The 24,055-nt window shown below is 68.5% G+C and carries 19 protein-coding genes; 9 read left to right on the top strand and 10 right to left on the bottom strand.

Annotation, left to right across the window (positions count from 1 at the left end; translation table 11 throughout):
* From F6X51_RS14935 to F6X51_RS14915, 5 genes are all read right to left on the bottom strand, one after another.
* The gene (locus tag F6X51_RS14935) at nt 1–459 is read right to left on the bottom strand and encodes a HEAT repeat domain-containing protein (RefSeq protein ID WP_246696814.1); all 459 of its coding nucleotides are present in this window, start codon (nt 457–459) and stop codon (nt 1–3) included.
* Between the two features lie 146 nt (nt 460–605).
* Nucleotides 606–1,694: a chemotaxis-specific protein-glutamate methyltransferase CheB gene (cheB, locus tag F6X51_RS14930; RefSeq protein WP_150964474.1), complete on the bottom strand. Its 1,089-nt coding sequence runs from the start codon at nt 1,692–1,694 to the stop codon at nt 606–608.
* The gene (locus tag F6X51_RS14925; RefSeq protein WP_150964473.1) at nt 1,691–3,199 is read right to left on the bottom strand and encodes a chemotaxis protein CheW; all 1,509 of its coding nucleotides are present in this window, start codon (nt 3,197–3,199) and stop codon (nt 1,691–1,693) included. The genes cheB and F6X51_RS14925 overlap by 4 nt, the downstream gene beginning before the upstream one ends.
* The gene (locus F6X51_RS14920; protein ID WP_150964472.1) at nt 3,192–5,132 is read right to left on the bottom strand and encodes a methyl-accepting chemotaxis protein; all 1,941 of its coding nucleotides are present in this window, start codon (nt 5,130–5,132) and stop codon (nt 3,192–3,194) included. The genes F6X51_RS14925 and F6X51_RS14920 overlap by 8 nt, the downstream gene beginning before the upstream one ends.
* Before the next feature lie 118 nt (nt 5,133–5,250).
* Nucleotides 5,251–6,699, bottom strand: coding sequence for a sensor histidine kinase (locus tag F6X51_RS14915; RefSeq protein ID WP_150964471.1), 1,449 nt, complete (start codon nt 6,697–6,699; stop codon nt 5,251–5,253).
* 356 nt (nt 6,700–7,055) lie between these two features.
* Here F6X51_RS14915 and F6X51_RS14910 point away from each other — a divergent pair, with 356 nt between their 5' ends.
* The 6 genes from F6X51_RS14910 (at nt 7,056) to F6X51_RS14885 (ending at nt 11,147) form a co-directional block, all read left to right on the top strand.
* The gene (locus tag F6X51_RS14910) at nt 7,056–7,976 is read left to right on the top strand and encodes an acyl-CoA desaturase (RefSeq protein ID WP_191970130.1); all 921 of its coding nucleotides are present in this window, start codon (nt 7,056–7,058) and stop codon (nt 7,974–7,976) included.
* A gap of 349 nt (nt 7,977–8,325) precedes the next feature.
* On the top strand, nt 8,326–8,793 hold the full coding sequence (locus tag F6X51_RS14905) for a MucR family transcriptional regulator (RefSeq protein WP_246696813.1): 468 nt from the start codon (nt 8,326–8,328) through the stop codon (nt 8,791–8,793).
* Between the two features lie 317 nt (nt 8,794–9,110).
* On the top strand, nt 9,111–9,449 hold the full coding sequence (locus tag F6X51_RS14900; protein WP_150964468.1) for a PsiF family protein: 339 nt from the start codon (nt 9,111–9,113) through the stop codon (nt 9,447–9,449).
* 437 nt (nt 9,450–9,886) lie between these two features.
* Nucleotides 9,887–10,354, top strand: a complete 468-nt coding sequence (locus F6X51_RS14895; RefSeq protein ID WP_150964573.1) for a MucR family transcriptional regulator — start codon at nt 9,887–9,889, stop codon at nt 10,352–10,354.
* 254 nt (nt 10,355–10,608) lie between these two features.
* Entirely contained in the window at nt 10,609–10,863 is a 255-nt protein-coding gene (locus F6X51_RS14890; protein WP_322098529.1) for a hypothetical protein, read from the top strand.
* Between the two features lie 101 nt (nt 10,864–10,964).
* Nucleotides 10,965–11,147, top strand: a complete 183-nt coding sequence (locus F6X51_RS14885; RefSeq protein WP_150964467.1) for a hypothetical protein — start codon at nt 10,965–10,967, stop codon at nt 11,145–11,147.
* A 632-nt stretch (nt 11,148–11,779) separates the two neighbouring features.
* Here F6X51_RS14885 and F6X51_RS14880 read toward each other — a convergent pair.
* Both F6X51_RS14880 and F6X51_RS14875 read right to left on the bottom strand, forming a co-directional pair.
* Nucleotides 11,780–13,012 (bottom strand): GNAT family N-acetyltransferase, encoded by a 1,233-nt coding sequence (locus F6X51_RS14880; RefSeq protein WP_150964466.1) that lies wholly within the window; start codon nt 13,010–13,012, stop codon nt 11,780–11,782.
* Entirely contained in the window at nt 13,009–14,304 is a 1,296-nt protein-coding gene (locus F6X51_RS14875; protein WP_150964465.1) for a hypothetical protein, read from the bottom strand. Before F6X51_RS14875 ends, F6X51_RS14880 begins: the two co-directional genes overlap by 4 nt.
* Before the next feature lie 596 nt (nt 14,305–14,900).
* Here F6X51_RS14875 and F6X51_RS14870 point away from each other — a divergent pair.
* Entirely contained in the window at nt 14,901–16,103 is a 1,203-nt protein-coding gene (locus F6X51_RS14870) for an FAD-dependent oxidoreductase (protein WP_150964464.1), read from the top strand.
* A 36-nt stretch (nt 16,104–16,139) separates the two neighbouring features.
* Here F6X51_RS14870 and F6X51_RS14865 read toward each other — a convergent pair whose 3' ends face one another.
* On the bottom strand, nt 16,140–17,651 hold the full coding sequence (locus tag F6X51_RS14865) for a glucosamine inositolphosphorylceramide transferase family protein (RefSeq protein ID WP_150964463.1): 1,512 nt from the start codon (nt 17,649–17,651) through the stop codon (nt 16,140–16,142).
* Nucleotides 17,652–17,970: 319 nt separating this feature from the next.
* Here F6X51_RS14865 and F6X51_RS14860 point away from each other — a divergent pair, with 319 nt between their 5' ends.
* Nucleotides 17,971–20,106 (top strand): GumC family protein, encoded by a 2,136-nt coding sequence (locus F6X51_RS14860; RefSeq protein ID WP_246696812.1) that lies wholly within the window; start codon nt 17,971–17,973, stop codon nt 20,104–20,106.
* Nucleotides 20,106–21,392, top strand: a complete 1,287-nt coding sequence (locus F6X51_RS14855) for a VpsF family polysaccharide biosynthesis protein (RefSeq protein WP_210250312.1) — start codon at nt 20,106–20,108, stop codon at nt 21,390–21,392. The genes F6X51_RS14860 and F6X51_RS14855 overlap by 1 nt, the downstream gene beginning before the upstream one ends.
* Here F6X51_RS14855 and F6X51_RS14850 read toward each other — a convergent pair whose 3' ends face one another.
* A complete protein-coding gene (locus F6X51_RS14850) occupies nt 21,393–22,709 on the bottom strand; it encodes a glycoside hydrolase family 5 protein (RefSeq protein WP_150964462.1) in 1,317 nt (438 codons plus the stop codon).
* Entirely contained in the window at nt 22,709–23,908 is a 1,200-nt protein-coding gene (locus F6X51_RS14845) for a DUF1972 domain-containing protein (protein ID WP_150964461.1), read from the bottom strand. The genes F6X51_RS14850 and F6X51_RS14845 overlap by 1 nt, the downstream gene beginning before the upstream one ends.
* Nucleotides 23,909–24,055: the final 147 nt, after the last annotated feature.

The raw sequence follows: 24,055 nt of genomic DNA, 5'->3' as shown, positions 1-24,055 counted from the left end.
TCAGGAACCGGTTTCGAGGCGTGCGAGCACGATGTCGATGGCGCCGGGGAGGAAGGGCGCGTCCGCGAAGCGCGCCCGGGCCGCGCGAAGAGCCGGCACGGCGCCGGCCGTCCCGCACTCGGCGAGCACCTCGATCACCGCCGCGCAGACATTGGGGTGCGGCTCGGTTTCGAGTACGGCAGCCAGAAGCGCGCTGGCGGTCTCGGACGCCTGCGTCCGGGCGATCTCCGCCGCGAGAAGCCGCACGTCCGGATCGGCGTCACGGAGCAGGGCCGGCAAGATCGGCAGCACCGCCGCCGGCATCGCCTGCAGCGCCTCCACGCAACTGTTGCGCAGCCCTGCGTCGTCGGAGCGCAGATGCGGGGCAAGGGCAGCCGCCGCGCCCGCGTCGGCCAGCGACACCAGCTTGGCGAGGATCGCCTCGCGCACGCGCGGCACGCCTTCGGCCCCGAGAGCCAAGCCGAGGTATTCCGCGGCGTCGGGTGTCTCGCCGAGCGCGTCGACAGCGGCGAGGCGGCGCTCGGGCTCGGGTGCATGGAGATCCCCTGCCCGGATCGTCGGCCGGGGCGAAGGCGAGTTCGGAGGATCGCGACGGACGAGGGGCATCACGGCACCAACCGGAGGAGTTCTGCGGCGAGGGTATCGAGCGGTGCGACCACGCTTGCACCACCCGCGCGGACGAGTTCCCCCGGCATGCCCCAGACCACCGAGGTCTCCTCGGCTTCGGCCAGGGTCACGCCGCCACGGGCCCGCATCTCCGTCATGCTCCGCGCTCCATCCCGTCCCATGCCGGTCATCAGGATCCCGACGATCCGGTCGGCCTCCACATGGGCGAGAGCCGTCTCGACGAGCCGGTCGACGCTCGGGTGCCAGGGGTGGTCCGGGTGCGATGGGGCCGGCGCCGCGCCCAGGCCTGCGGGGCGTCGCGTGATGATCACGTCCGCATCGCCGCGGCCGATATAGACATGGCCCGGCTCCAGGACGACCGGCCGGGTGACTTCCTGTACGGCGAGGGCGCAGAGCCCGTCGAGACGCCGCGCCAGCGGGCCCGTGAAGCTGCCCGGCATGTGTTGCGCGACGACGATCGGCCAGGCGAAATCGCCCGGAAGTTCGGAGAGCAGCGCGTCGAGAGCCGGCGGCCCCCCGGTCGAGGCACCGACGAGGACGATACCGCCGAGCCGGCGCGCAACTTGCCGGGCCTGACCCTCCGCAGAGTGGTGAACGGCCTGGCGCGGAGCGGGACCGGGTGCACCGATATGACGGGCGCGCACGCGCTCGACGAGGCGATGCGTCGGGCGCAGGCGGGCCTTCGACGCAGCGCGGACCTTCTGCACCAGGCGGGGGCCGAACTCCTCGATGGCGAGGGAGATCGCACCGGTCGGCTTGGCGACGAAGTCGACGGCACCGCGCCCGAGCGCGTCGAGCGTCACTTCGGCGCCCTCCGCCGTGCGTGAGGACAGCATCACCACCGGGCAGGGCCGCTCCAGCATGATCCGGTCGAGGCAGGCCAATCCGTCGAGGCCCGGCATGTTGACATCGAGAGTGATGACATCGGGCCGGAAGGCCGCCTGCATGGCCAGCGCTTCCACCCCGTCGCGGGCGACGGCGACCTCGAAATCCGCCTGCGCCGCGAAGACCGCACCGAGGAGCTTGCGCATCAGCGCCGAGTCGTCGACCACGAGGAGGCGGATCATGCCGTCGCCCTCGCTGCCATCTGCGACACGTCCCGGGCATTGAGCGGTGGTTCGCCCGCCCGACGCAACCCATGTCGCAAACTCGTGAGGAGCCTGCGCGGGTCGATCAGCCGGACCTGCCCGCCGTCATCGGCCGTGCCGAAGCGCGTCACTGCATTGTGCGGATCGTTCACGAGGTCCGGCGCGGGACGCAGCGCAACGTCGCGCGGGCGCAGGACCCCCGAGACGGCGTCAACGAGAAAACCCGTGCGGACGCCGTCGAGGTCGAGCACCACAAGGCGCCGTCGCGGATCGGGCGACCCCGGAGGGTGATCGAACGCGCGGCGCAAATCGATGACGGGAAGCGGTTCGCCGCGCAGGTTGACCATGCCGGCAACGAAGTCCGGCGTGCCGGGAAGCCGTATGATCCCACCCGGCACGCGCCGAACTTCGCTCACCGCCGTCCGGGGAAGCCCGTAGGCCACTTCGGCCAAATCGAGAATGACGAACGGCTCGCCCGGATCTTCGCGCGAGGTGCCCTCGATCTCATGCTCCGCGTCGAGATGATCCCCGAGGGCGTAGGGCGTGTCGTCCTTGAGGAGGTGCTCGGTCGAGAGGACGGAGATCAGATCACGCTCGTCGAGACGGCAGATCGCGGCGAGGACACCGCTCCCGCCACGCTGAAACGCGCGCGGAACCGGATCGATCTGCTCCGGCCCCACACGCAGGATCGGACCGAGCGTCTCGACGACGAGCCCGACATCGCCTCGGCTTGAGCGTGCGACGATGATGCGGGCCTGTGCATCCGGGATGCGCCCCACGAGGCCCAGTCGGGCTGCGAGTGAGAAGAGCCGCAACGGCCGATCCCGCAGGCGCATCGTTCCGAGAACCGCGGGATCGCGCGGTGATGCCGCCGTCACATTCCGCGGGATGCGCACCACCTCGGCCACGTCTTCGAGGGGCAGCGCGTAGGAACGCCCCGCGACCTGGAAACGGATCAACGCCACGTGCTCCGCCTCGCGAGCCTGCGCGGCGGGAGCCGGCCCACCATCCGCGAGAATGCGTCCACGCCGCCCGCGCTTGGGGAAGCATGCTGCGAGGAGCCGAGCGAGGTCGAGACTGTCGACAGTCCCCTCCCGGTCTCTGAGGCGCACGCGGCCCGCCGTCGCGGCGGCGTCCGCGGTGACGTCGTCAAAGACGGGCACGCCTGTCTGCAGGCCTGAGACCCGGTCGATCAACAAGCCGATGGGCTCACCGGCGTCGGCGACGATCATGTAGGCGGGCGTGCCGACCGGCGTTTCCTCCGCGCGGAGGATCCGGCGAAGATCCAGAACCGGAAGCGGCACGCCCCGGAGGTTGGCAAGACCCGCGAGGGCCGCCGGTGCGCCGGGCACCGGCGTGATCGGCATCACCCGCACCAGTTCGCGGACACACTCGGCGGGCAGCGCGAGCAATCGCGGGCCGAGCGCGAAGACGAGATAGCGGTCTCCGGCTGCGTCGCCCGTCCCACTCCGCGCCTCAGGCATTCGGGTCCCGCAACTCGTCGGCGAGCGCGGCGATGTCCTCGACGGCGGCAGCGAGGTCCTCCGCGCCGCGCGCCTGCTGGCGCGCGGCGGTCGCGGCCTCGCTGGCCGCGCGGTCGGCCTGCTCAGCTGCCGCGGCGACCTGCTGGGCGCCCTTCAGCACTTCCTGGGTGGCGACAAGAATCTCCTCGGACCCCTGCGCGATGTCGGCATTGGCCCGGTGCAATTGCCGGAGATCGTCCTCGACCGTCGCGAGGCCGTCCAGCAATGCGCGGTTCTTCAGAATCTCGGCCTCGGCTGCGCCGACGACCAGCTCCAGCGCGCGTCGGACCGCGGCCGCGCCGTCCTGGATCGTCCGCACCGTATCGCGGATCCGGTCGGCGCTGCGCGCGGCGTCGCGGGCCAGCGACCGGATATCAGTCGAGACCACGGCGAACCCCTGGCCGCGTTCGCCGGCGCGGGCCGCCTCGATCGATCCGCTCACGGCGAGCATGCTGATCTGCACCGCAACCAGCGCGATGGAATCGACGATCCTCTCGATGCGCCGGCTGCTGGTCTCGAGAGCCCCGACTTTGCCGAGGCAGGCGCGCGTCTCGCTCGCGGTGCGGGACACACCGGCTGCCAGCCCCTCCAGGGCGCCGCCGGCTTCGCGAATGGACCTGCCGATCCCGACGACCTGCTCCAGGGCCGTCGCGGCGAACGACCGGGCTTGACCGGCCCCCCGCTCCACCTGCGCCATGGCGGAACTCGATTGCTGCGCCGCCGCGCTCTGGATCCCCGTGCCGCGGCTGATCTGATCGATCGCCGCGAGGATTTCGCCGGCGGCGCCGGACAATTCCTGAATCGTCGCCGACAGTTCCTCGGCGCCCGACCCGACCGCCTCGGCGCTCGAACCGAGGGCATTGCCCCCACGCAGTTCCTCGGCAAGCGCCGCGAGCGTCGAGGCCGTGGCTTGGCTCTGATCGAGCGATGCGGATTGCTGCGCGACCGCCTGCTGCGCCTCGGACGCGGCGGCTGCCTGCTCCTCGGCCGCGCTCGCGATCTGCTCGGCGCCGCGCTGAGCCTCGCGGATCGTCGTTTCGTCCTCCAGCGCGGCCGCCAGAACCGCTTGGCTGCCCTCCGCGAGAGTGCGGAGATCGATGCGGGCGCGTTCCAATTGCTGTGAGACGCGCGCCCCGGCCGCAGCCTCGCCTTCGGCGCTCGCAGCACTGGCCCGGACGACCTCGCCGATGCCGAGAACCTCGTCGCGGATCGCCACCGCCAGTTCCTCGACCTCGCGGGCGCTCGCCTCCGACGTCTCGGCGAGCGCCCGCACCTCGTCCGCCACGATCGCGAAGCCGCGTCCGTGCTCGCCGGCCCGCGCCGCCTCGATGGCCGCGTTCAACGCGAGGAGGTTCGTTTGATCCGAGACGTAGCTGACAGCGCCCGTCACCTCGCTGATCGTCCCGGCGCCGCGATCGAGGTCCTCGATGATGCTCACCGTCCCGATCTGGCGCTCGGCATTCGCCTGGATCGCCGTGATCGCGTTGGTGACCTGCGCATTCGCCTCGATGAGGAGGGCCTGGAATGCCGTGGTCTTCTGGCGCGTGAGGTCCGCGCGCTCGCGCGCCTCGGTGAGGTGTCCGACGATCGTGCTGACCGCCGAGAGCGATTCCTGCGCAGCGCCCGCTGCCTCCTCGGCTCCGCTCGCGATCAGCTCCATGGACCGGCGCAACTCCTCGGCCGCCGCGGACGCTTCGGTGACGCCCGCTGCGAGTTCCCCGGTGGCTGCGGCGAGCCGCTCCGCGACCTTCTGCCGGTGCGGAATGCCGCGCTGCCGTGTCCGGCTCCGCCGGACGGCCGCGGGCGCTGCGGTATCCTTCGGCGCCTCGGCGGTCCCAGGAGCCGGAGAGGCACCCTGCGGAGAGGCGAGCCTCGCCTTTTTCACCAACGCCATGGAAGCCCACCCAAGCTGCGCCACTCCCCGATGTTCGGACCCACGAGCGTGGGAGGCGACACAACTCCGGGTTTGCAGGAGGAGGCTCGCGGGGGTCAAGGTCGAAGCCCGCTCGCGGTCAGGCCGGGGCGAGGATCTCGCCCGCTTCATTCGGCGCCACGGTCATCGGCAGGTCGATCGTGAAGCGGGTACCCGAACCCGCCGCGCTGCTCAGCTCGATCTGGCCGCGCAAGGTCGCGACCACGAGGTTGAACACGATGTGGAGGCCGAGGCCGGTGCTGCCCTGGTCCCGGCGCGTCGTGAAGAACGGATCGAACACTTTCCTGGCGTGGTCGGCCGGGATGCCGGCGCCGTCGTCGGAGAAGACGATGCGGACCGCATCATCGCCCACGCGCGTGGCGGTCAGGTCGAGCAGGCCGGACCGTCCATCCGGGTAGGCGTGAACGACGGCGTTGAGGGCGAGGTTGCTGATCACCTGCGCGAGCGCGCCGGGATGTGTGTGCAGCACGAGGCCGTCCTCGCAGGAGACGCGCACCGCGTGCCCCTTGCGGCGCAGCAGAGGTTCGAGCGTGCTCATCAGCTCGATCAGCCAGCTGTGCAACTCGAAGCGCCGCCGGTCCTCGTTGGCCTGGTCGATGGCGACCTGCTTGAAGCTCTGCACGAGGTCGGCGGCCCGCGTCAGATTGGAGAACAGGAGCCGCGTTCCCTCGGCCAGCCGCGCGATTCCCTGTGTCAGCTCCGAGCGGCGCAGCTGCCCTGAATCCACGCTCCGGACGAGGCGCTTGAGGTCACCTTCGAGTGCCGTCGAGGTCATCAGAGCCAATCCGATCGGCGTGTTGATCTCGTGCGCGACGCCCGCCACGAGCTGACCGAGCGAGGCGAGCTTTTCGGCCTGGACGAGATGAGCTTGCGCTTCGCGCAGTTCGGCGAGGGCGGCCTCCGATCGGATCGTCTCCTGGCGCAGGGCCTGCTCGGTCCGGAATTGGCGCCGTGCCCGGAATTCCCGCGCGCCGACGGCGTAGAGCGAGAGCGCATAGGCCATGCCGATCTCGAAGTTGTTCACGAACCGCATGCCCGCCAGCTCGTGCCTGGCGAAGGACTCGCAGACGGCGAAGAACAGCCACGTGACGGCGCAGAACGCGATGAGCGAAGGCAGCCGGAGCGGCAGCAGCGTCGAGACGAACAGGATGACGATGATCATCCCGGCCGCGGCGTGATCGAAGCCCGGTTCCAGCAGCAGGTAGATCAGGCTCAGCACGCAGCCGGGCACGACGCAATAGGCGAGGTAGATCGGCTCCGCGAAGCGCCGGGCGCTCTTGTGCGGGAGCACGGCCGTCAGCGGCAGAAGCACCAGCGCGGCGACGGCGAGGCGGATCGCCAGCGTCGTGATCCAGATGGTCGGATCGAGGATCCAGTCCCAGACCGAGAAGGCGCAGTAAACGAAGGCGCCGAGAATCATCGCGGCCTGGGTGCGGCCGAGGTCGTCGAGCGTGAAGCGCTCAACGAACTGGTCCTCGTCGGCGGATTGTTCGAAGCGCAGGCCGAGCCTGATCAGGAGGTTGTACATCGCAGCAGAACGGACTCGCCTACGCCGGCGCGGGGCGCATCGAACGATCCGGCGGACCGTCGAACCATGGTGTGGCGGAGATGTAAATGCTCGGCGCCGTTCGCTTGAGCGCGTGGTTCGAGAAAGCGCGTCGGCGCGTCCTGCTCCGGGCCCCGTTCAAGGGATGCGCAACCGGAAGAGGCTTGTGTTGATCCTCGGTACGCCTCGATACTGTCCCGGCACCGATGCCGGCGGCCGGTTCCGTCGGCGGACCCGCGACCGAACCGGGTCCTGATCGGCGCTCCGACCGGACCGGAGACACGCGTGACGACACCGACCCTTTTTCTGGCGCGTCCCCGGAGACCGAGGCCTCTTCGGTGGTCGGCGTCATTCACGGGGGCCCTCAGGCGATCCGCAAGGGAATCGAGAACGCGATCCTGGTCGCGATCCCGACGATCGGCACCCTCGCGGCCCCGTTCTGGTTCTATCGCCACGCCATTGGCTGGATCGAGATCACGGCCTTCCTGATCGGGTATGCGGTGATCGGCTTCGGCGTCAGCATCGGGCTGCACCGCTACTTCTCGCACCGGAGCATCCGGCCGAAGCCCTGGCTTGCCTTCGCACTCGGCGCGGCCGGAACCATGTCGATGCAGGGATCGCTGCTGCGCTGGGTCGCCGACCATCGGCGTCACCACGCCGCGACGGATGAGTGCGGCGACCTGCACAGCCCGCATGTCGATTCCCACTGCAGCGCCATCGCGGGCTGGCGCGGTCTCCTCCACGCCCATATGGGCTGGCTCTGGGACGATGCCGTCTCGGATTATGCGATCTACGGTCGCGATCTCCTGCGTGACCCCCTGGTGATGTTCTTCCATCACACGCACTGGTTCTGGGTCGCGATGACGCTGGTCGCACCCTGGGTCTACGGTTACGCCCTCGGGGGCGTCGAGCAGGCCTGGGGATGCCTCCTGTTCGCCGGATGCTTTCGGACGTTCCTCTTTCATCACGCGACCTGGGCGGTGAACTCGATCGGGCACAGCCACGGCTACGAGAACTTCGCCCTGAGCAACAACAGCAAGAACAATCTCGTTCTGGCGCTGCTGACCTTCGGAGACGGTTGGCACAACAACCATCACCGTTTCCCACGCTCGGCCTTTCATGGGCTGACGCGCCGTGAGATCGATATCAGCGGCGGCCTCATCACCATGCTCGAACGCCTGGGCTGGATTTCCGACGTGATCCGCGTGCCGACGGCTCGCCTGAGCACGCTCCAGCGATTTGGAGAGCGCCGGCCCTGAGCGGCGCGACGCCGCTCTGCGGTGCGGCATCACGTGGTCGGCGAGGACACCGGTCAGCGGCACCGACGACAGGCATAGGATCGGCTCGGAGCCGTTTTCGAAATTCCGGGATGTTGCGCGGCGAGCCGTGATTTTGCGCGCGCAATGGGCGCCAATTGCCCCATGGCGTCGGCAGCGCAGGAAAAAATGCGTCCGCCGCGAAGCGTATCCCACGAGAACAGAACCAATTCGGGGCTGCTCCGTGGCGGCTTTTCAACTCACGCAGCGAGATCGGCGACTGTATGCTAGTTGACAGGCCAAGCTGAATCAATCATTCGACATTCCTTCACGCACCTTCATGGAGAGAAAAGTGCAGGAAGACGCAGTGACTACGAGCAGCAACATCGTGGATCTTTCCGCAGAGATCGTCTCTGCTTACGTTGCGCGCAACCATGTTTCAATCATTGATCTTCCTGGCTTGATCGCGACCGTCCATGCGACGTTGAACGGGCTCGCGGCGGGTGCCGCCCCGGTCGCCGCGGCGGACGAGGCCGAGAAGCCGACGCCAGCTCAGATTCGCAAATCGGTCACGCCGGACGCGTTGGTCAGCTTCGTGGACGGCAAGCCCTACAAGACCCTGAAGCGCCACCTCGCGAGCCATGGGCTCGACCCCTACAGCTACCGGGCCCGCTACGGATTGCCGGCGGATTATCCGATGGTGGCAGTCAACTACGCGGCACAGCGCTCGGAGCTCGCCAAGTCGATCGGGCTCGGCCGGGTCGCGGGTCAAGCTTCCGCCGAACAGCCTAAAGCTCGCGGTCCCCGCAAGGCAGCCTGACGCGCGATCGAGCGGAAGCGGGGCTTACGGCGCTTCGAACAGCGGGCGGGCAAGCCCTGTTTCCACAGTCGGGCGGTCAGGGGCGACCGCGGCGGATTTCGATCGAAATCCGTCTCGGTGGCCATGGGCGGTCCGTTCGTCCCGGCCCATCGCTCCGTCGCGACGGCGAATGCGAGGGGCCTCCCCCTGTCTTCTGCCGATGCGTCCCGACCAGACCATTCCAGTCTCCGGCACGAATGTCCTGTGCACGGCGTAGTTGTAAGCTCTCGCCTTCGGCGATGCGCTTGGTAGCCTGCCGGCTTTCGGAGGTTTACCCCATGCGCACGCTTGGCTTGGCAATTCCGCTCTTTTTGGTCCTTGCCGCACCCGCACTTGTTCAGCCCGCATTTGCCCAGACGGCGGCGCCGACCGCAGGTCAAGCGGCGCAACGCGAGCGGATGAAGACTTGCAACGCCGATGCGGGCACGCAGAAGCTGACGGGCGACGCTCGCAAGGGCTTCATGGCCGATTGCCTTGCCGGGAAGAGCGCCGCCGCTCCAGCCAAGACACTGACGCCGCAACAGGAAAAGATGAAGAGTTGCAACGCTGACGCCAGCGCGAAGAGCCTGAAGGGCAAGGACCGGCGCACCTTCCTGAGCACCTGCCTGAAGGGTTGAGAGGCCGCTTCGGGCGCGGTGACGCTAGCCGTCGAAAGCCCTCCAAAGGTCCGTGCAGCCTCTTCTCTGCCGCTCAGATTCAAGTGCGCGCCTCCGCGGCCGGATCTGAACGGCGGAGGCTAACCCGTGTGCGATATCGTGGACAGGCCTGATCCGCCCGGTTTCGCATGCTGCCAATTCTGTCCGCGGATTGTGGGTGAATACCCGCAACGGCGCCCGCTCGGGGCGGCTGGCGCCCGCGACTGTATTCCGACAGGCCATTCCGATGGGAGATGACGAGCAACACTCAGCAGTTCACACGGATGCTCGATGCGATATTTTTCCAGGCAGGATAACCCGGCAACCGGTTTTCGCAGAGATTTCGTGTCGACGCTCTTGATTGGTCGAGCAACGAAGTGGTCTATGGCCGCGAGGGGCCAACCAACTGGAATGTACACGTGTCAGAAACAACGCAAGGCACCGCGCCTGAATTCGTCACGCTCACGGCCGACATCGTTTGCGCCTACGTGTCCAACAACTCCGTACCCGTCACTGAACTGCCGGCACTTCTCGGCCATGTCCACGCAACGCTGAACGGACTTGCGACCGGGCCGGCCCTAGCCTCGGCGGCGCCCGAAGTCGAGAAGCTGACCCCGTCGCAGATCCGCAAGTCGATCACGCCGGACGCCCTGATCAGCTTCATCGACGGCAAGCCCTACAAGACGCTGAAGCGCCACCTGTCCGCCAACGACCTCGATCCGCACAGCTATCGTCAGCGCTACGGCCTGCCGAAGGACTATCCGATGGTGTGCCCGAACTATTCGGAGCAGCGCGCGGAGCTCGCGCGCGCGATCGGTCTCGGTCGACCGGGCGCTCAGGCCTCAGCTTCGGAGCCGAAGGAGCGGACGCGCCGCAAGGCCGGCTGAACGCCCGAGCGCGCAGAGGGTCCTGCGCCTTTGAATATCCACCTCGCACCGTTCCGCCAACCTTCGGGCGGGCAGTGCGAGGACCGGCACAGGCCTGCAGGTCGTGACCGCTCTTCGAACCAGAACCGTATCTCCTTGTACTGATTAGTCTTCTGGTCTTGCCAAGCTTAACCGTATCAGCCTACGTTTTCGGGATGGTCGCCCTGCGAACCGCGTTCCGCGTGCCCGCTCACCCCCGCATCCGGAGAGACGTCATGCTGATCAATCATGAGCGCCGCCTGCTGTCGAAAGCCGCCCAAGCCATCGCCGGACGCATCTCGGTCAAGCGCGAGCCGGACCGGAGCTGGCCCGGAGACCACAGCCGTCTCTGCGCTTTGGCGAGCCTCGGGAAGGTGCGCTGGCTCGGCGAGCAGGTGGGCCCGCATATCGGCGGCACCTACGCCTCGTGGGAAATCACCGAGCAGGGGCTCGCCAGCCTTCAGGCCATGACGTCGGCGTCGGCCGCATAGGCGAACGCCCGGGTGATGCTGGAGCGGAGACCGCTTCGTACTTCCCGGACGACAGCGGGTCACATGGCCGTGAACGCCCGGAGCGCCTAGGGTCCGGCCCCATGGAACTCGAACTCGCCATCATGCTCGCGGCAACGATCGGTGCCATCGCGCTGGTCGTTGCCGCGCTGCCGCGGGCCAAGCGACTGAACGGGTTCGCGCATCTGATCGAGTTGTCGCGCTTGCCGAACGCCCGCCCGAGCCGCCACGGCACGCGGACGCAGCAGGATCGCAGGCGCATCTGATCGCGCCCCGGCACGCATTCTGAACTCTCTCGCCTATCCTCGGTTGTCATCGCGTCGGGCGCTGCGACGAGGATGAGCCTGCATGGTGTCGCGTCTCTCACGTTGGTCTCATCGGATCGGTCTTGCCGCGGCTGCGCCTCCCCTGTTGCTCGCGCTCTGGCTCGGCAGCGTCGCGACCTGGGAGGCCCGGCCCCTGCCCCCGTGCCAAGCCGGCGGCCTGAATCCTCTGAACCCTGCTCAGAAGTGCCGGCGGCCGCCGGTGCCCATCGGCCGAAGCGTCCCGGTCGAGGCCACAGGCTTCGGCTCGATCAGGTTGGTCGAACAGGGGACCGTGTCGGGCGTCCCGGACTTCCGCAACGCGGGATTTTTCGCGACCCTCAGCCTTGCGCTCTATCTTGCGAGCCGCGCCTGCGGCCGCCTCCTCGCGTTCTGCCTGCGCCGATCCGCCAAGACGCATCTGCGGGCTGCACCCGCCAGCGCGTGACCTGATCTCAGGCGTGGCCGCCGTCAGAGATGGACACCTCGAGCCAGTCCCGGACCGATGTGGTCAAGGTGACGGCAGGCCCCCGCACGCCCGAAGGACCTGACGGCATTCCTCCCTAGCTTCGTTGAGGGAGCACGCGCCTATCTCGTCACGATCGGCGGAGACCTGACACCCCGCGCCTTTGTGCCTGCCGAAGGTTGCGGAGGCGCTCGAACAGGGCAGGATGGCGCGCAACGAGCCATGCCTTGCCGTCGCGCAGGCCCTCGATCATCTGGCGGACCAGCCGGCCTTTCAAAGTCAGGTCCTGGTAGACGGACATCAGGGGCTGCGACTGACCGCCGATCTTGGCCTTGTAGCCGTGCTCGCCGATCGTGAAGTCGAAGTAGCCGAGGCCCTGCTCACGGGCCCAGGTCATGGCGCGGCACACGAGCAGGAAGCCCGGCGAGCAGTTGCGCCAGCTCTCGTCGGCGATCGACAGGAGCGTCAAGTGGAACGCTCCGCCGTGGACGAGGCCGTAGCAGGTGGCCACCCACACGTCGTCGACCCGCAGCCCGATCATGCGAGCCGCCCCGCCGGTCAGACCATCGAGCGCGGTCTGGCGATAGAAGGCGACGGCGCTCGGCTGGGTCAGGAGATCGAAGCGGCCGAGCTTCCTGAAGCGATCGAGGCGCTGTTCGAGGAGGACGTCGAACAATGCCCCGACCTCGGCCGCCGTCTCGGCCACGACGAACGAGACGCGGCCACGCCGTTCGAGGCGCCGTCCCTTCATGCCGATCTCGCGCACGACGGAGGCCTTGCAGACCCGCTGGAGGAGAGTCTCGGCCGGTCCGTGGATGGCCATGCCGGAGGTGATATGCGCGGAAGCGGTGGTGCGGCGGAGAAGCGCCAAGGGATTTGGCTGGCCCGACACCGTGGCGGGTATCGCGTCGATGCGAACGAGATCGGCGGCCGGAAGCGCGGTGAGGATGGCGGCCCAGACCCGGTCAGCCTCCGCGGCGGACAAGGTCAGATTTTGGGCCATGAGGGGGGCGATGTAGTCGCAGACGCCGAAATCGACCCAGGCGACGACGCGGTGTCCACGCCGCCTCAGCCGACACATCGGCCACAGCATGAGTGGTTGACCGGTCGCGGCATCGCGCACCTCCGCGAGCAGCAAGTCGGCCGACTCTTGCGACGCGAGATGCTGCAGGATCGCTCCGACCCAGTCGAAGCGCTGATAGGCGGAGGCAACGCCCTCCCGCTCAAGCCTTCGCCAGACGCTGTCCGCGGACGCGAGACTGCGATGAAGGTGAACCGAGAAGTCCCGGCGCGCCGCGGCAGCCGAAGAAGCTTCCGCCATGGAGGCAGGCTGCGAGAATAACGCGCGATCGACGGCATTCATCGGGTGGAGCCTTGCTCAGCGAGGCGCGCATCGTGGTCGAGCGCGCGCAGCGGATGGTGATCGGGATCGCGCGAGGGGGCGCCGCCGTTCGGTGCCGAACCGAACGGGGAGGCCTGAGGGCGGGCCTCGCTAAAGCGGCGCATCCTGAGCCAGACGACGAAACCGGACGCCGCCAGGACGGCGAATTCCGAGACGACACCGCCCACGAGGGCGAGGCTCGGGCGTCCCGCCAGCAGCAGTGCGAGGGCGAGCCCCATGCCGAGCGCGGCACTCCCCACGGTGATCATGGTGATCGATCGGAACTCGCCGAGGATCTCCAGCATGATCCTCGGCATCACCGACACCAGCGTGAAGGTGTAGAACACCCACGCGAGGGCAAGCAGCAGCGGCGAGGTGGTCGCGGTGAAGCCCGGCGACACCACGGGCAGAACGAGGGCGATGGCGGCACCATAGGCGAGACCTCCGAACGCCATCGCGCCCATCCAGACGAGCACGGAACGCCGCACGATCCTGATCTCGCTGCGCCCGAGTTTCGCCGACAGGTCCGGCTGCATCATGTTGGCCACCGCCGTCGCGATGATCCGCAGCGGGACGAAGGCCACCAGCGCGGCCGCGATCGGCGCGTAGGCAGCAGGCCCCGCGAGGGCGGCGACCATCAGGGCCATGCCCTGGCCCTGAAGGTTGGTGGTGGTGACGCTGAGGGCCGACCAGCCGAGTTGCCGCCCGAGGCCGAGGTAGCGGCGACGCGTCCGCCGACGGAAGCTGACGCGAAGGGGCTGGCGCGCGCGCAGCAGCATGATCGCGATCGCGAGAGCGTTGGCGCCCGCCAAGGTCAGGAGCACGTTGCGCAGGATATCGACGCCGCTCCAGAGGACGAGCGCGGTCAGAGATCCGCCGAGGGTGTAGGCGAGATCGCCGATCGCCACGATGGATTGCCGCTCATGCGCGAAATAAGCGGTCCGCAGATGGCTGCGGAAGGCCCAAAGTCCCACGAAGAGGCCGCCGGCCCAGGCGCCGCTCTCGACCCAGGTATCGAGAACAGCGGCAACCATCACCGTCATGGACCCGGCGAGCAGGACGGCAGCCGAGCCGAAGGTGACATCGTGGATGGCAGCCCGTCCGGGGCGAGGCGCCTGCCCGATCAGGATCGCGGCGGGCATCGCCGTCAGGGCCCGGATATAGGTCAGGCCGATGCCGCCAATGACCATCACCAGCGCGAAGACACCGTAATCCTTGGTCGGCAGGAGGTGCAGCAGCGCGAGGTTCAGCGCGAAGCTAAGTGCGCTCTGCATCGCCTCCCCGCCGATCATCAGGATCAGGCGGCCTTGGGCGAACCGAGATCGAATTGCGCTCACGCCCGGCTTTCGGGAGCCGGAACCAGCGACATCGCGGGCGATTTCGACGGGCTCATCGCGTCTCCTCCTCCGGCGTTGCCGCCGCGCCGCACGGTCCCATCGGGCAACGGCAGGTACGGTCGGCATCGATCACGACGGAGCGACCGACACTGATCCGCGAGCCGAGGTTAAAAGCTCCAAGTATGTCTGGCAGCTTAAGGAGGCGACCTATTTCTCTCTTGAGTTTCCAGCCTGTGAACGGGACGCACGCATGAGGCGCCCGTGGGCCTCTCACCGGCCGACGTCCCCGAGCCGGCGCAAGTGCAGTTAACTGAGATACAAGTTGGCGGGGCATCCGCTCTACATCGGCGGCACCGGCTCACCTATGTTGCGCCAACAACGCGCCCGCTATGACGCGCTCCAATGTCGTATGTCACGGATCATTCGGGCTCTCGGCCGCTGGATCTTCGGGATCGGCCGGTTCGCGGGCTTAGGGAAACGGCGATTGCGACGGCGTGCCGGACGGTATTTTCGACGCGAAGGAAGGACCGGACATGTCCGAGGCAGGACGAGCGGGCGGGGCTTGCGACCAGGGCGCGACGATCCTGGCCGACGTCGCGATCATCGGCGCGGGCCTGGCCGGCACGAGCACGGCGATCGTTCTGGCCGAGGCCGGATACCGGGTTGCGCTGATCGACGCGCAGGCGGTCTATCCTTCCGAGTTCCGCGGCGAGAAGCTCGATCTCGATCACATGGCCGTGCTGGACAGGCTGGGCCTCGGCTCGGTCGTCAGGCCGCTGGTGACCCCGATGGAGAAGAGCCGCATCTACCGCTACGGTCGCCTCGTGTCGAAGACGCACCTGCGGGAATACGGGTTCTCCTACGGCTCGCTGATCAATGGGCTCCGGGCAGCGCTGCCGCCGATGGCGACCTTCGTGCGCGGTCGGGTCGCCGGTCTGACGACGGGCCCGGATCGGCAGCGCGTCGAACTCACGGACGGCACCGTGACCGAGGCGCGGCTCGTCGTGCTGGCCACCGGTCTCGGCGACGCCGTGCGGCGCCACGCGGGGCTGCGCCGCATCGAGACATCGAGGGGACATTCCCTCTCGCTCGGCTTCAACATGGCGCTTCCGCGGCCTGAGTTTTCCTTCGATACGTTGACCTATTACGGCTTCAGGCCGGTCGATCGGATGGCCTACCTGACCCTGTTTCCGATCGACGGGGCGATGCGCGGAAACCTGTTCGTCTACCGGACGGCGGGCGATCCCTGGACCCGCGCGTTCCGGCAGGATCCGCAGCCGATCCTGCGCGAACTCGCGCCCGACATCGCCGAACTCTGCGGCGACTTCCGCATCGCCGGTTCCGTCGACATCCGGCAGATCGATCTCACGATCACGGAGGATCCCCGGCGCGACGGGATCGTCCTCATCGGCGACGCATTCTGCACGACCTGCCCGGCTCCGGGTGTCGGCTTCCGGCGGGTCGTGACCGATGTCGAGCGGCTCTGCTCGGTTCACCTGCCGCGCTGGTTCGAGACGCCCGGGATGGGGGCCGACAAGATCGCGCGCTTCTACAACGACCGCGTGAAGCGGAGAGTCGACGGCGCGAGCATCGCATCGAGCTTCTACGCCCGGGGCATCGTCACCGGGACGGGGCTCCTCTGGGATGCGCGCCGGGTTCGCAATGCCGTGGTGCGGCAGACACTGTCTCGGCTCGCGCATTCCTTCCAGCCGGACCGGCAGCCCGGCCGAAGCTGAACGGCCGGGCGCATCGCCATCGGCGCGCGCCGAGCCTCACGGCCGGTGCGGGCGCCTGAAGCGGGGTGCGCGGGCCGAGCCGTCGATGAACTCGTACCCGGCAGCGGCATTCAGGGTGTGCAGGCGCGTCCCCGGCCAAGCCGGCCCGGCCTCGATGCGGGTCTCGACGTGCTGCGTGAAGGCCTCGTCGTCGAGGCGCTCGATGCGGGCCAGGGCGAGCGCGTGGCCGTAGCCGCGGGTGCAGTCCTGGACCGGCCGGATCAAATCGTTGCCGCGCTTGACGATCCGGCCCGCAGGCCGCGCCGCCGCGATATCGATCAGGACGGGATTCGCCGGGTGCGGCGTCCAGGGACCGCGGAAGTCGGGGGCCGACCAGAGGTGCAGCGTGTCCGAGAACGAGCCGTTGCCGAGCGGGTCCGCGGCATCGCTTCCCCGGACGGTCGCGAACATCCACCACCGGCCGCCATGCTCCAACAGCGTCGCGTCACTCGCGGCGATGCCGGAGATCAGCGTCGCCTCCTTGGCCCAGCCCCCCGGAAAAGCAAGCGCGCGGTAGAGATCGATCGTTCCCGCGGCACAGCTCTCGGGCACCATCCAGACAGAACCCTCCCGGGCGAACACGAACGGGTAGGAGAGGTGAGACCCGGTCTCGAGGACGGGCACAGGCACCCCGACAGGGCCCTCGGGGCTGAAGCGTACCGCCGAGATCAACGCCTTGCCGACGCTGTGCACGTATTCCTCGACGAAGAGCCAGGGCTCGCCCCGATGCTCGATCGGGAACGGATCCGCATAGAAGCGCCGACCATCGTCCGCGAGTTCACGCCATCCGCTCTCGGGATGCCGGCCGAGCGCGACGAGGTCCGGACCGTGGAGCCGGCGCCAGCCGACGCGCCAGTGGGGTGCGCAATAGCAGAGATGGTAGAGCCGCCGAACGATCGCTCCGCCGAGCAGGCGGACGGCGCGCCGCCCGAGATCGGGCATCCGGAGACGCAGCGGGGCGGGATCCGGCGCATCGGCGGCGAGGATCGGCGCGCGTCCGTCGAGGGTCGCCCGGATCATCGTCGCGGTCCGCACGAGGGCATCCTCGAACATCGTAAGGGCGACGCCGCGGATCTCGGTGCCCAGGCGGCCGGAACAGCGAAGGCGGTTTCCTTCCACGAGTTCCGCAATCGGCGCGCGCCCGGCCAGAAGGCTCGCCAGCAATGCGGCCTCGCCGCCCTGTCCGTCGTAGAGAACACGCCAGACCGGCACCGGCCCGTCATCCGGAACGTCGCCGCAGAGATCGATGATCCGGTCGGGCGCCTCCGTCCCGGGACTCGGCCACCGCGATCGCGCCGGCGCATCGAGATGCGCGGCGGGACCATCTGCCGGTAAGCCGTGAATTAGGGCTTCGAGGCGGAACAGGAGGTCGGCATTGGCGGGCCAGGTGTCGGGCCCTGGACCGGCCTCGACCTCGACGACGGTGTCGGGACGCCGGGCGAGATGTTCAATGAGGCGGGCGTGCCAGCGCCGTGCATGGCGGCCATCCAGGCGAAGTCTGATCCGCACGTCGTTCGACCCATGGCTGGAAGGATTCCGTTCGACTGTGCCGCGGCATCGCAGGGCTCCGGAGCGACTCCCGAGCGCGGCCGCAGCTCGTCTTCAGCGCAGGCTACCCCCGGACCATGAAGCCTTCCTTCATGGCCAGTGCCCCGAACCGATCTGCCACTATACAAAACTCGTCTTGACAGACGAGCTGCGGGGGATTGTTAACGATAGCCGGAGATAGGCTGTCTCGACCAGACGAACCGAAGCCTGATCTCAAGATCAATGGCCCGAAGGTACGAGCATTGCGAGCTCCGCGGAGCGAGGACCACGGAGCCCGACCTTGAACCAGCAATGGCCGAACGCGGGACACACCCATCTCAGCCTGGCACAGGCGCAGCGGTTCCTGCCGGCCGTCGCCGATCGTCCGGTCCATGCGGAGCGGGAGACCACGGCCGAGGTTGGCGATCTCTGGCGCATCCTGATGCGCCGCCGCCGGATCGTCCTGGGCACGACCGCACTCTTCGCCGTGGCGGCCCTGATCTACGGGTTCCTGGCGACGCCGCTCTACACCGCGACCTCGCAACTCCTCATCGACCCGCGCGACCGGCAGGTCATCACCAACGACCTCAATGCCGGCGTGGTCGCGCCCGATGGCGGCATCACCAAGATCGAGAGTCAGGTCCGGGTCATCGAGTCGGACACGGTTCTTTTGCGCGCCATTGCGGAGGCGGGGCTTGCGGCCGATCCCGAATTCGGCGGACTGCGCGACGGTCTCCTGTCGCGGTCCCTGCGGGCCCTGCGCGAGGTCGTGTCCGGCCCCCAGGCGCAGACCCATAACGGGAAATCACAGGCGCTTCGGAACCTCCGCAGGAAGCTGGCCGTCAAGCGTGCCGAGAAAGTGTTCGTCGTCGACGTCATCGTCACCGCGTCGGATCCGGACAAGGCGGCGTTGATCGTCAACGCCATCGCACGGGCCTATCTCGCCGATCAGGCCGAGGCCCGCGCGGACGCGGCCAAGCGCGCCTCGGGGGAACTGAACGCGCGCCTCGACAGCCTGCGCCGCGACGTCCTCGCGGCCGAGACCCGGCTCGAGAGCTTTCGGGCCGAGAATGGTCTGATCGCCTCCAGCGGACGTTTGGTCGGCGAACAGCAGCTCACGGACAGCAACGCGCGTCTCGTGGCGGCCCGAAACCGCACCGCCGAAGCCAAAAGCCGGCTGCAGGGCATCCGCAGCGCCCGCGGCAGTGCCTTCGACGCGGGCGCGACGCCCGAAGCGATCCAGGCACCGACGATCGAGCGCCTGCGCACGCAATTTGCCGAACTCACCAGCAAGGAAGCCGATCTGCGCACGCAGCTCGGCGAGCGCCATCCCTTCATCACCGCGGTGCGCACCCAGAAGGCGGACGTCAAGCGGCTGATCGATGCCGAACTCGGTCGCATCGTGCAGGGGGCCGAGATCGAGTACCAGCGCGCGCTTGCCAACGAACGCTCCCTCGCCGGGAACCTCGACAGCCTGAAAGCCGAGTCGGTCCAAACCGGCAAATCGAACGTGCGCCTGCGCGAGCTCGAGCGCGACCTCGACGCCAGCCGCTCAGTCTACAACACGTTCCTCGTGCGCTCCCGGGAAATCAGCGAGCAGGCGAATGTCGATGCGACGAACGCCCGCGTGATCACCTGGGCCCAACCGCCCGAGGAGCGGAGCTGGCCGCTGCGCCTCCTCATCCTCGGTGCTGCGATGGGCGGTGGCCTCGGGATCGGCGCCGGGCTCGCGCTGGTGCGCGAATACGCACGGCCGACGCTGCTCTCGCGTCGTCAACTCGAACGGCTGCTCGACGCGCCGGTGCTCGCCACCTTCCCGGAGACGTTCGGGATGCCCGATGGTGCCTGCGCGGCACCGGCGGCCTTTGCGCTCGATAGTCTCTACGCCCTCGCGGGGGTGAAGCCTGGCAAGAACCGGGCGTTGAACGTCCTGGTGACGGCGCCGGCTTCCGAGGCCGCCGAGCGACGGAGCCTGATCGATCTCCTGGCGGCCGTGGCGACGGCGCGCGGGGACCATGTCCTGGTGGTCGAGGCCGAACTCAGTTCTGCGCATCCCGGGACCGGCGGATTGCTCGAAGTCCTTCGGGGCGAGATCAGCTTCTTTTCCGCCTCCGTTACCGATACGGCCACCGGCGCACGCCGTCTGGCCGTGGGTAACGGCCAGAAGCCGGTGCGCGACGCCTTCGAGCGTGAGAACGTGCAGCAATTCCTCGCCCATGTCGCCGAGCGCTACGACCTCGTCCTGATCGATGGCGGCACGCTCACGGAGAACGTCCGGATCGCGCCGCTCGTCGGAGCGGTCGACCGCGTCGTCGTGGTCGCGAGCGGCGGCCGCACCCTGCAGGACGACCTTGTCGAGACCGGCCGGATCGCGGCAGCGCTCGGTCGGCCGCCTTCGGGTGCGCTGTTCATCGACGGCAAGGGCGCGGCGCGGTGATGCCGGCGGAGGCGCGGACCTGGGCGCCGGCTCCGCGGCGCATCGAGATCCGACTTCCGGCCGATCTCGGCCTGATGGTGGCGTCGCTCCTCATCCTCGCCGTCTCGGGCGGCATGCTCTGGGCGGTCGGCCTCAACTACGACGGTCTTACGGGTGGCCAGGCGCAGAAGGTCCACCCCGCCAGCTACCTCTGCGTGCTCCTCGTACTCTGGCAGATGCTGCGTCGGGGAAACCCTGTCGCCAACCTGGTCTCGGCGGCCGAGCACCGGCCCGCGAGCTGTCTCCTGGCCGCAGCGTCGATCGCCATGGCGGCACAGATCATCCTGCGCGGCGCCTCCGGGACGGCAGGTGCGATCGACACGTTCCTGCAGGCCGCTCTCGTCATGATCCTGCTTCTCGAGAGCGATGCGCGAAGCCTGCGCCGCCTCGAGACCCTCGTCCATGCGGTCATGGCCGCCAACGCGGTCCTCGGGATCGTCGAGTTTGCGACCGGCCAGCGCTTCTTCCCATTCCGCCTCGACGGCGCGACCTTCGAGACCGATACGCGCTCCGCCGCCCTCCAGGGTCACCCCCTCGGCAACGCCACGCTGACAGCCTGCTACGTTCTTGCGCTGATCGCCGGGGGCGGCAGCCTCAAGCCCCTGACGCGGCTCGTCATGATCGCGGTGCAGCTCGTTGCCCTCGTGACCTTCGGAGGCCGGTCGGCCATCGTGGTGACGCTCGTGCTCGGGGGCGCCTTCGGCCTCGCGCAGCTCCTGCGCGCCATCGCGCGCGGTCGCATCCCATTGCTCGCGGCGGCAGGCGCCGCCTGTGCCCTGCCACTCGTGGCAACCACGGTCGCGGGCCTCGCCTATGGGGGATTCTTCGACGCCTTGCTCGGCCGGTTCGCCTCGGACGGTGGTAGCGCCAACGCGCGCGTCGCGATGTTCGACCTCTTCAGCCGCCTGCCCCTTCGCGACCTGATCCTCGGACCCGACCCGTCCCTGGTGGACAGCCTGCGCCGGATCACGGGCCTCGAGTGGGGAATCGAGAACCCGATCATCCGGGTCGTGCTCTACCAGGGCGCCCTCATGGCGCTGCTGCTCACCACCGCCGTGACGCTGTTCCTCGTCGAGGTCGGACGCCGGTGCCGCGCCGGCATCGCCATGCCGATGATCGCGTTCGTGGTCCTGATCAACACATTCGAGAGCCTGGGCGGGAAGACGACGCTCCTCGCGAAGTTCGTGATCGTCCTCGTGGCACTCTACCGCCCGTTTCCCGAGACGCGCATCGCGCGAGCGTCCTGATCAAGGGGACGTTGCCTTGAGACCCAGGGCCGAGAGGAGCTCCGCATCGGCGACTCGGGTGTCGTCGTCGATCAGACCCATGCCGTCGAACAGGTTCCAGAAGGCCCAGGGGAAGCCGAACGCTTCCGCACTTTGGCGCACATCGCGGATGTAGCGCGCACGGTCGGCGGCCCCTGCGGCGACGTAGCGGGAATCGCTTCGCAGGGCGCCGAACTCGCCCATCAGGATCTCGCGCTCCGGGATCCCGTTGCGGGTCGCCCAATCGCGCACCGCGACGAGCTGGCGGTCGACGAAGCCGCGGTCCGGCTCGGCGGCGAAATACTCCGCGAGCTTCGCTTCCGTCAGCCGGTAGGCGGCGTCCTTCTCGGCGAGGCTCCGCCCCGGATCGGCACGCATCTGCGCACGCGCGGCGGCGAGCGTCGTGTCGAGGCGTCCGGCACGCGACGGCCAGGGGACCGCGTTCAGGGCGCGGTAGATGGGCTCCTGCATCCAGGGCGCGCCCTGATGCGTGAACAGGTAAGGCTCGTAGAAGTGGAAACTGTAGATCAGCGGCCGGAGCGCGCGGAGCGGCGCGGGATCGAGGGCCGTGAGCCCGCGGATCATGCTGCCGCAGGCCCCCGTCGCAACGAGGGTGAGATCGGGCGCAGCGACCCGGGCCGCGGTCAGGAGGGCCGCCTGGACCGCGTCCCAGGCCGTCGAGCCACAAGCCTGCTGTGGCTCATTGACGGGTTCGAGAACCACCCGGCCTCGATCGTGACGGGAGAGCCTGCGCGCGAGTTCCGCGATGAGGTCTCTATAGGGGCGAAACAACAGGTTCGCCGCATCCCCGTAGAGGTTCTGCGGATTGTAGTGATGCGTCGAGACATTCGCCTGGACGTTCAGGACGAGGTTCAGCTTCGCGTGAAGGACCGCGGCGACCGCCGCGTCGAGTTGGGCGAGAAGCGCAGCGCGACGCTCGCCGGAAAATGCCAGAAACGGACCGGGGTCGATCGGAAGCCGGACGAAGTCCAGCCCGGACCCAGCGAGCCGCGCCAGATCCGCTGGCATCGGAACCGGGCGCTGCTCCTGGAAGGGTGGCCAGCCGTAATCGGTGCGGGGCGCGGGAAACTCCCGCGTAAGGGAGAACCATGGCCACAGGTTGACCCCGCGCCGGAGCCGGATCGGCTCGGGCGCCGAGGCGGCCCGGGCCGGATTCAGGCTCGGCACGGTGAGGAAGGGTGCGCCGAGGGCGAGGCCGAGCGCCCCGCCCAGCGCGCCGCGGCGGGTCGGTCGTACCGCGGCACCCCGAGCTGCCGGTTCCCCTTCGCCCGGTTCCATCACGCGGTGCCGGTCGAGACGTCGGTCGCCCGGTCGTTCGCGGCTGCCTCCGCAGCGAGGTCCATCGCGTAAGTGATCGGGTCGTGCCCGCCAAGCTGGAGCAGCTCCTGCTCGTAGGCTTCGAGGACCGGCCCCCAGGCGAAGAGGGTCGCCTGCCGCGATGCGGCGTCGCGGGCGCGCTTCAGCGCGAGATCGTCCGTCAGGAGACTCTCGATCAGATCCGAACAGCTCTCCGCATTTCGGAAATACGCTTGCTCGGGCCCGGCGGTGCCGCGGTTGAACGGATTGTCGTGCGCAATCACCGCGTTGCCGGCCCAGAGCGCCTCCACCAGCGACGGGTTGGTGCCGCCGACCGAATGACCGTGCAGGTAGGCGCGGGCGTGATAGCGAAGCGCCCTGACGGTCTCCGGTTCGTAGATGGCGCCGGGAAAGATCACCTCGTCGCTCGCCGCCGCACGAACCCGCCGGTGGTAACGGATCGAGGGGTTCATCGTCCCGAGGACGACCAGCTTGGCGTTTCGCCGCTTGCGCGAGAAGGCCTCGACGATCGGCAGGATGTTGTTGTCGGGCTCGATGCGCGCGATCGACGTCATGTAGCCGTTGGGCTCGAGGCCGAGGGGCGCCAGGGAGGCTGCCGGCGCGGCGCGCACTGGGTCGCCGCCGTACAGGATCGTAGCGATCGCCTCGCGCGACCGGCGCGTCGCCAGGTGGTCGGCAATCGCCGGGTGATCGGCGACCAGACGGTGTGAGGTCCACGCCGCGATCCACTCGCTGACCCAGAAGTAGCCGCGCACCGGCAACGACCATTTCGGCCGTCGCCACTCGAGACCGTCCATGTTGGTGATGATCTTGCGCCCGCTGCGGCGCAGGAGCGGCAGGAACACCGCACCGTTATAGCCGAGGACGAGGCAGACGGCATCGCGCTCCGCCGCGTGCCGGACGCAGTGATAATCGAATTCGAGGGTCGCGCGCGGCCCATGCGAACCGACTTCGACGTGGATCTGCTCGATGCCGTTCCACTGGGTGCTGCGGAAGCGCTCGCCGACCGTTTCCACCTCATCCTGGCAATAGACCCCCACCGTCCATCCGCGCCCCGTCAGGAAGAGAGCGAGTTTCTCCGCGAAGGTCTCGAAGCCGCCATGCGCGGCAGGGACACCGCGCGTCCCGAGGATCAGCAGGGAGGGGGCAGCACGTCCCATGTTCAGTCAGCTCCTCTTTGCGTCTGTCCCTGATCGACACGTCACCGGCTGCCGATTTCAGATCTCGGGCCGAATTTGTGCCACTTCCGGACGCGAGTACTTCGCCTGTTAAGTACTCTGCAAATGACGGACCCGGCTTAAGATTTG

It is taken from the genome of Methylobacterium planeticum (assembly GCF_008806345.1).
Lineage (GTDB): Bacteria > Pseudomonadota > Alphaproteobacteria > Rhizobiales > Beijerinckiaceae > Methylobacterium > Methylobacterium planeticum.
This window is presented reverse-complemented; position numbering and strand designations above follow the sequence as displayed.

Coding starts and splice junctions, on each gene's coding strand:
- cheB (WP_150964474.1), bottom strand. CDS start 1,694: ATGATCCGCCTCCTCGTGGTCGACGACTCGGCGCTGATGCGCAAGCTC.
- F6X51_RS14925 (WP_150964473.1), bottom strand. CDS start 3,199: ATGCCTGAGGCGCGGAGTGGGACGGGCGACGCAGCCGGAGACCGCTAT.
- F6X51_RS14920 (WP_150964472.1), bottom strand. CDS start 5,132: ATGGCGTTGGTGAAAAAGGCGAGGCTCGCCTCTCCGCAGGGTGCCTCT.
- F6X51_RS14915 (WP_150964471.1), bottom strand. CDS start 6,699: ATGTACAACCTCCTGATCAGGCTCGGCCTGCGCTTCGAACAATCCGCC.
- F6X51_RS14900 (WP_150964468.1), top strand. CDS start 9,111: ATGCGCACGCTTGGCTTGGCAATTCCGCTCTTTTTGGTCCTTGCCGCA.
- F6X51_RS14890 (WP_322098529.1), top strand. CDS start 10,609: ATGCTGATCAATCATGAGCGCCGCCTGCTGTCGAAAGCCGCCCAAGCC.
- F6X51_RS14885 (WP_150964467.1), top strand. CDS start 10,965: ATGGAACTCGAACTCGCCATCATGCTCGCGGCAACGATCGGTGCCATC.
- F6X51_RS14880 (WP_150964466.1), bottom strand. CDS start 13,012: ATGAATGCCGTCGATCGCGCGTTATTCTCGCAGCCTGCCTCCATGGCG.
- F6X51_RS14875 (WP_150964465.1), bottom strand. CDS start 14,304: ATGCAGAGCGCACTTAGCTTCGCGCTGAACCTCGCGCTGCTGCACCTC.
- F6X51_RS14870 (WP_150964464.1), top strand. CDS start 14,901: ATGTCCGAGGCAGGACGAGCGGGCGGGGCTTGCGACCAGGGCGCGACG.
- F6X51_RS14855 (WP_210250312.1), top strand. CDS start 20,106: ATGCCGGCGGAGGCGCGGACCTGGGCGCCGGCTCCGCGGCGCATCGAG.
- F6X51_RS14850 (WP_150964462.1), bottom strand. CDS start 22,709: ATGGAACCGGGCGAAGGGGAACCGGCAGCTCGGGGTGCCGCGGTACGA.
- F6X51_RS14845 (WP_150964461.1), bottom strand. CDS start 23,908: ATGGGACGTGCTGCCCCCTCCCTGCTGATCCTCGGGACGCGCGGTGTC.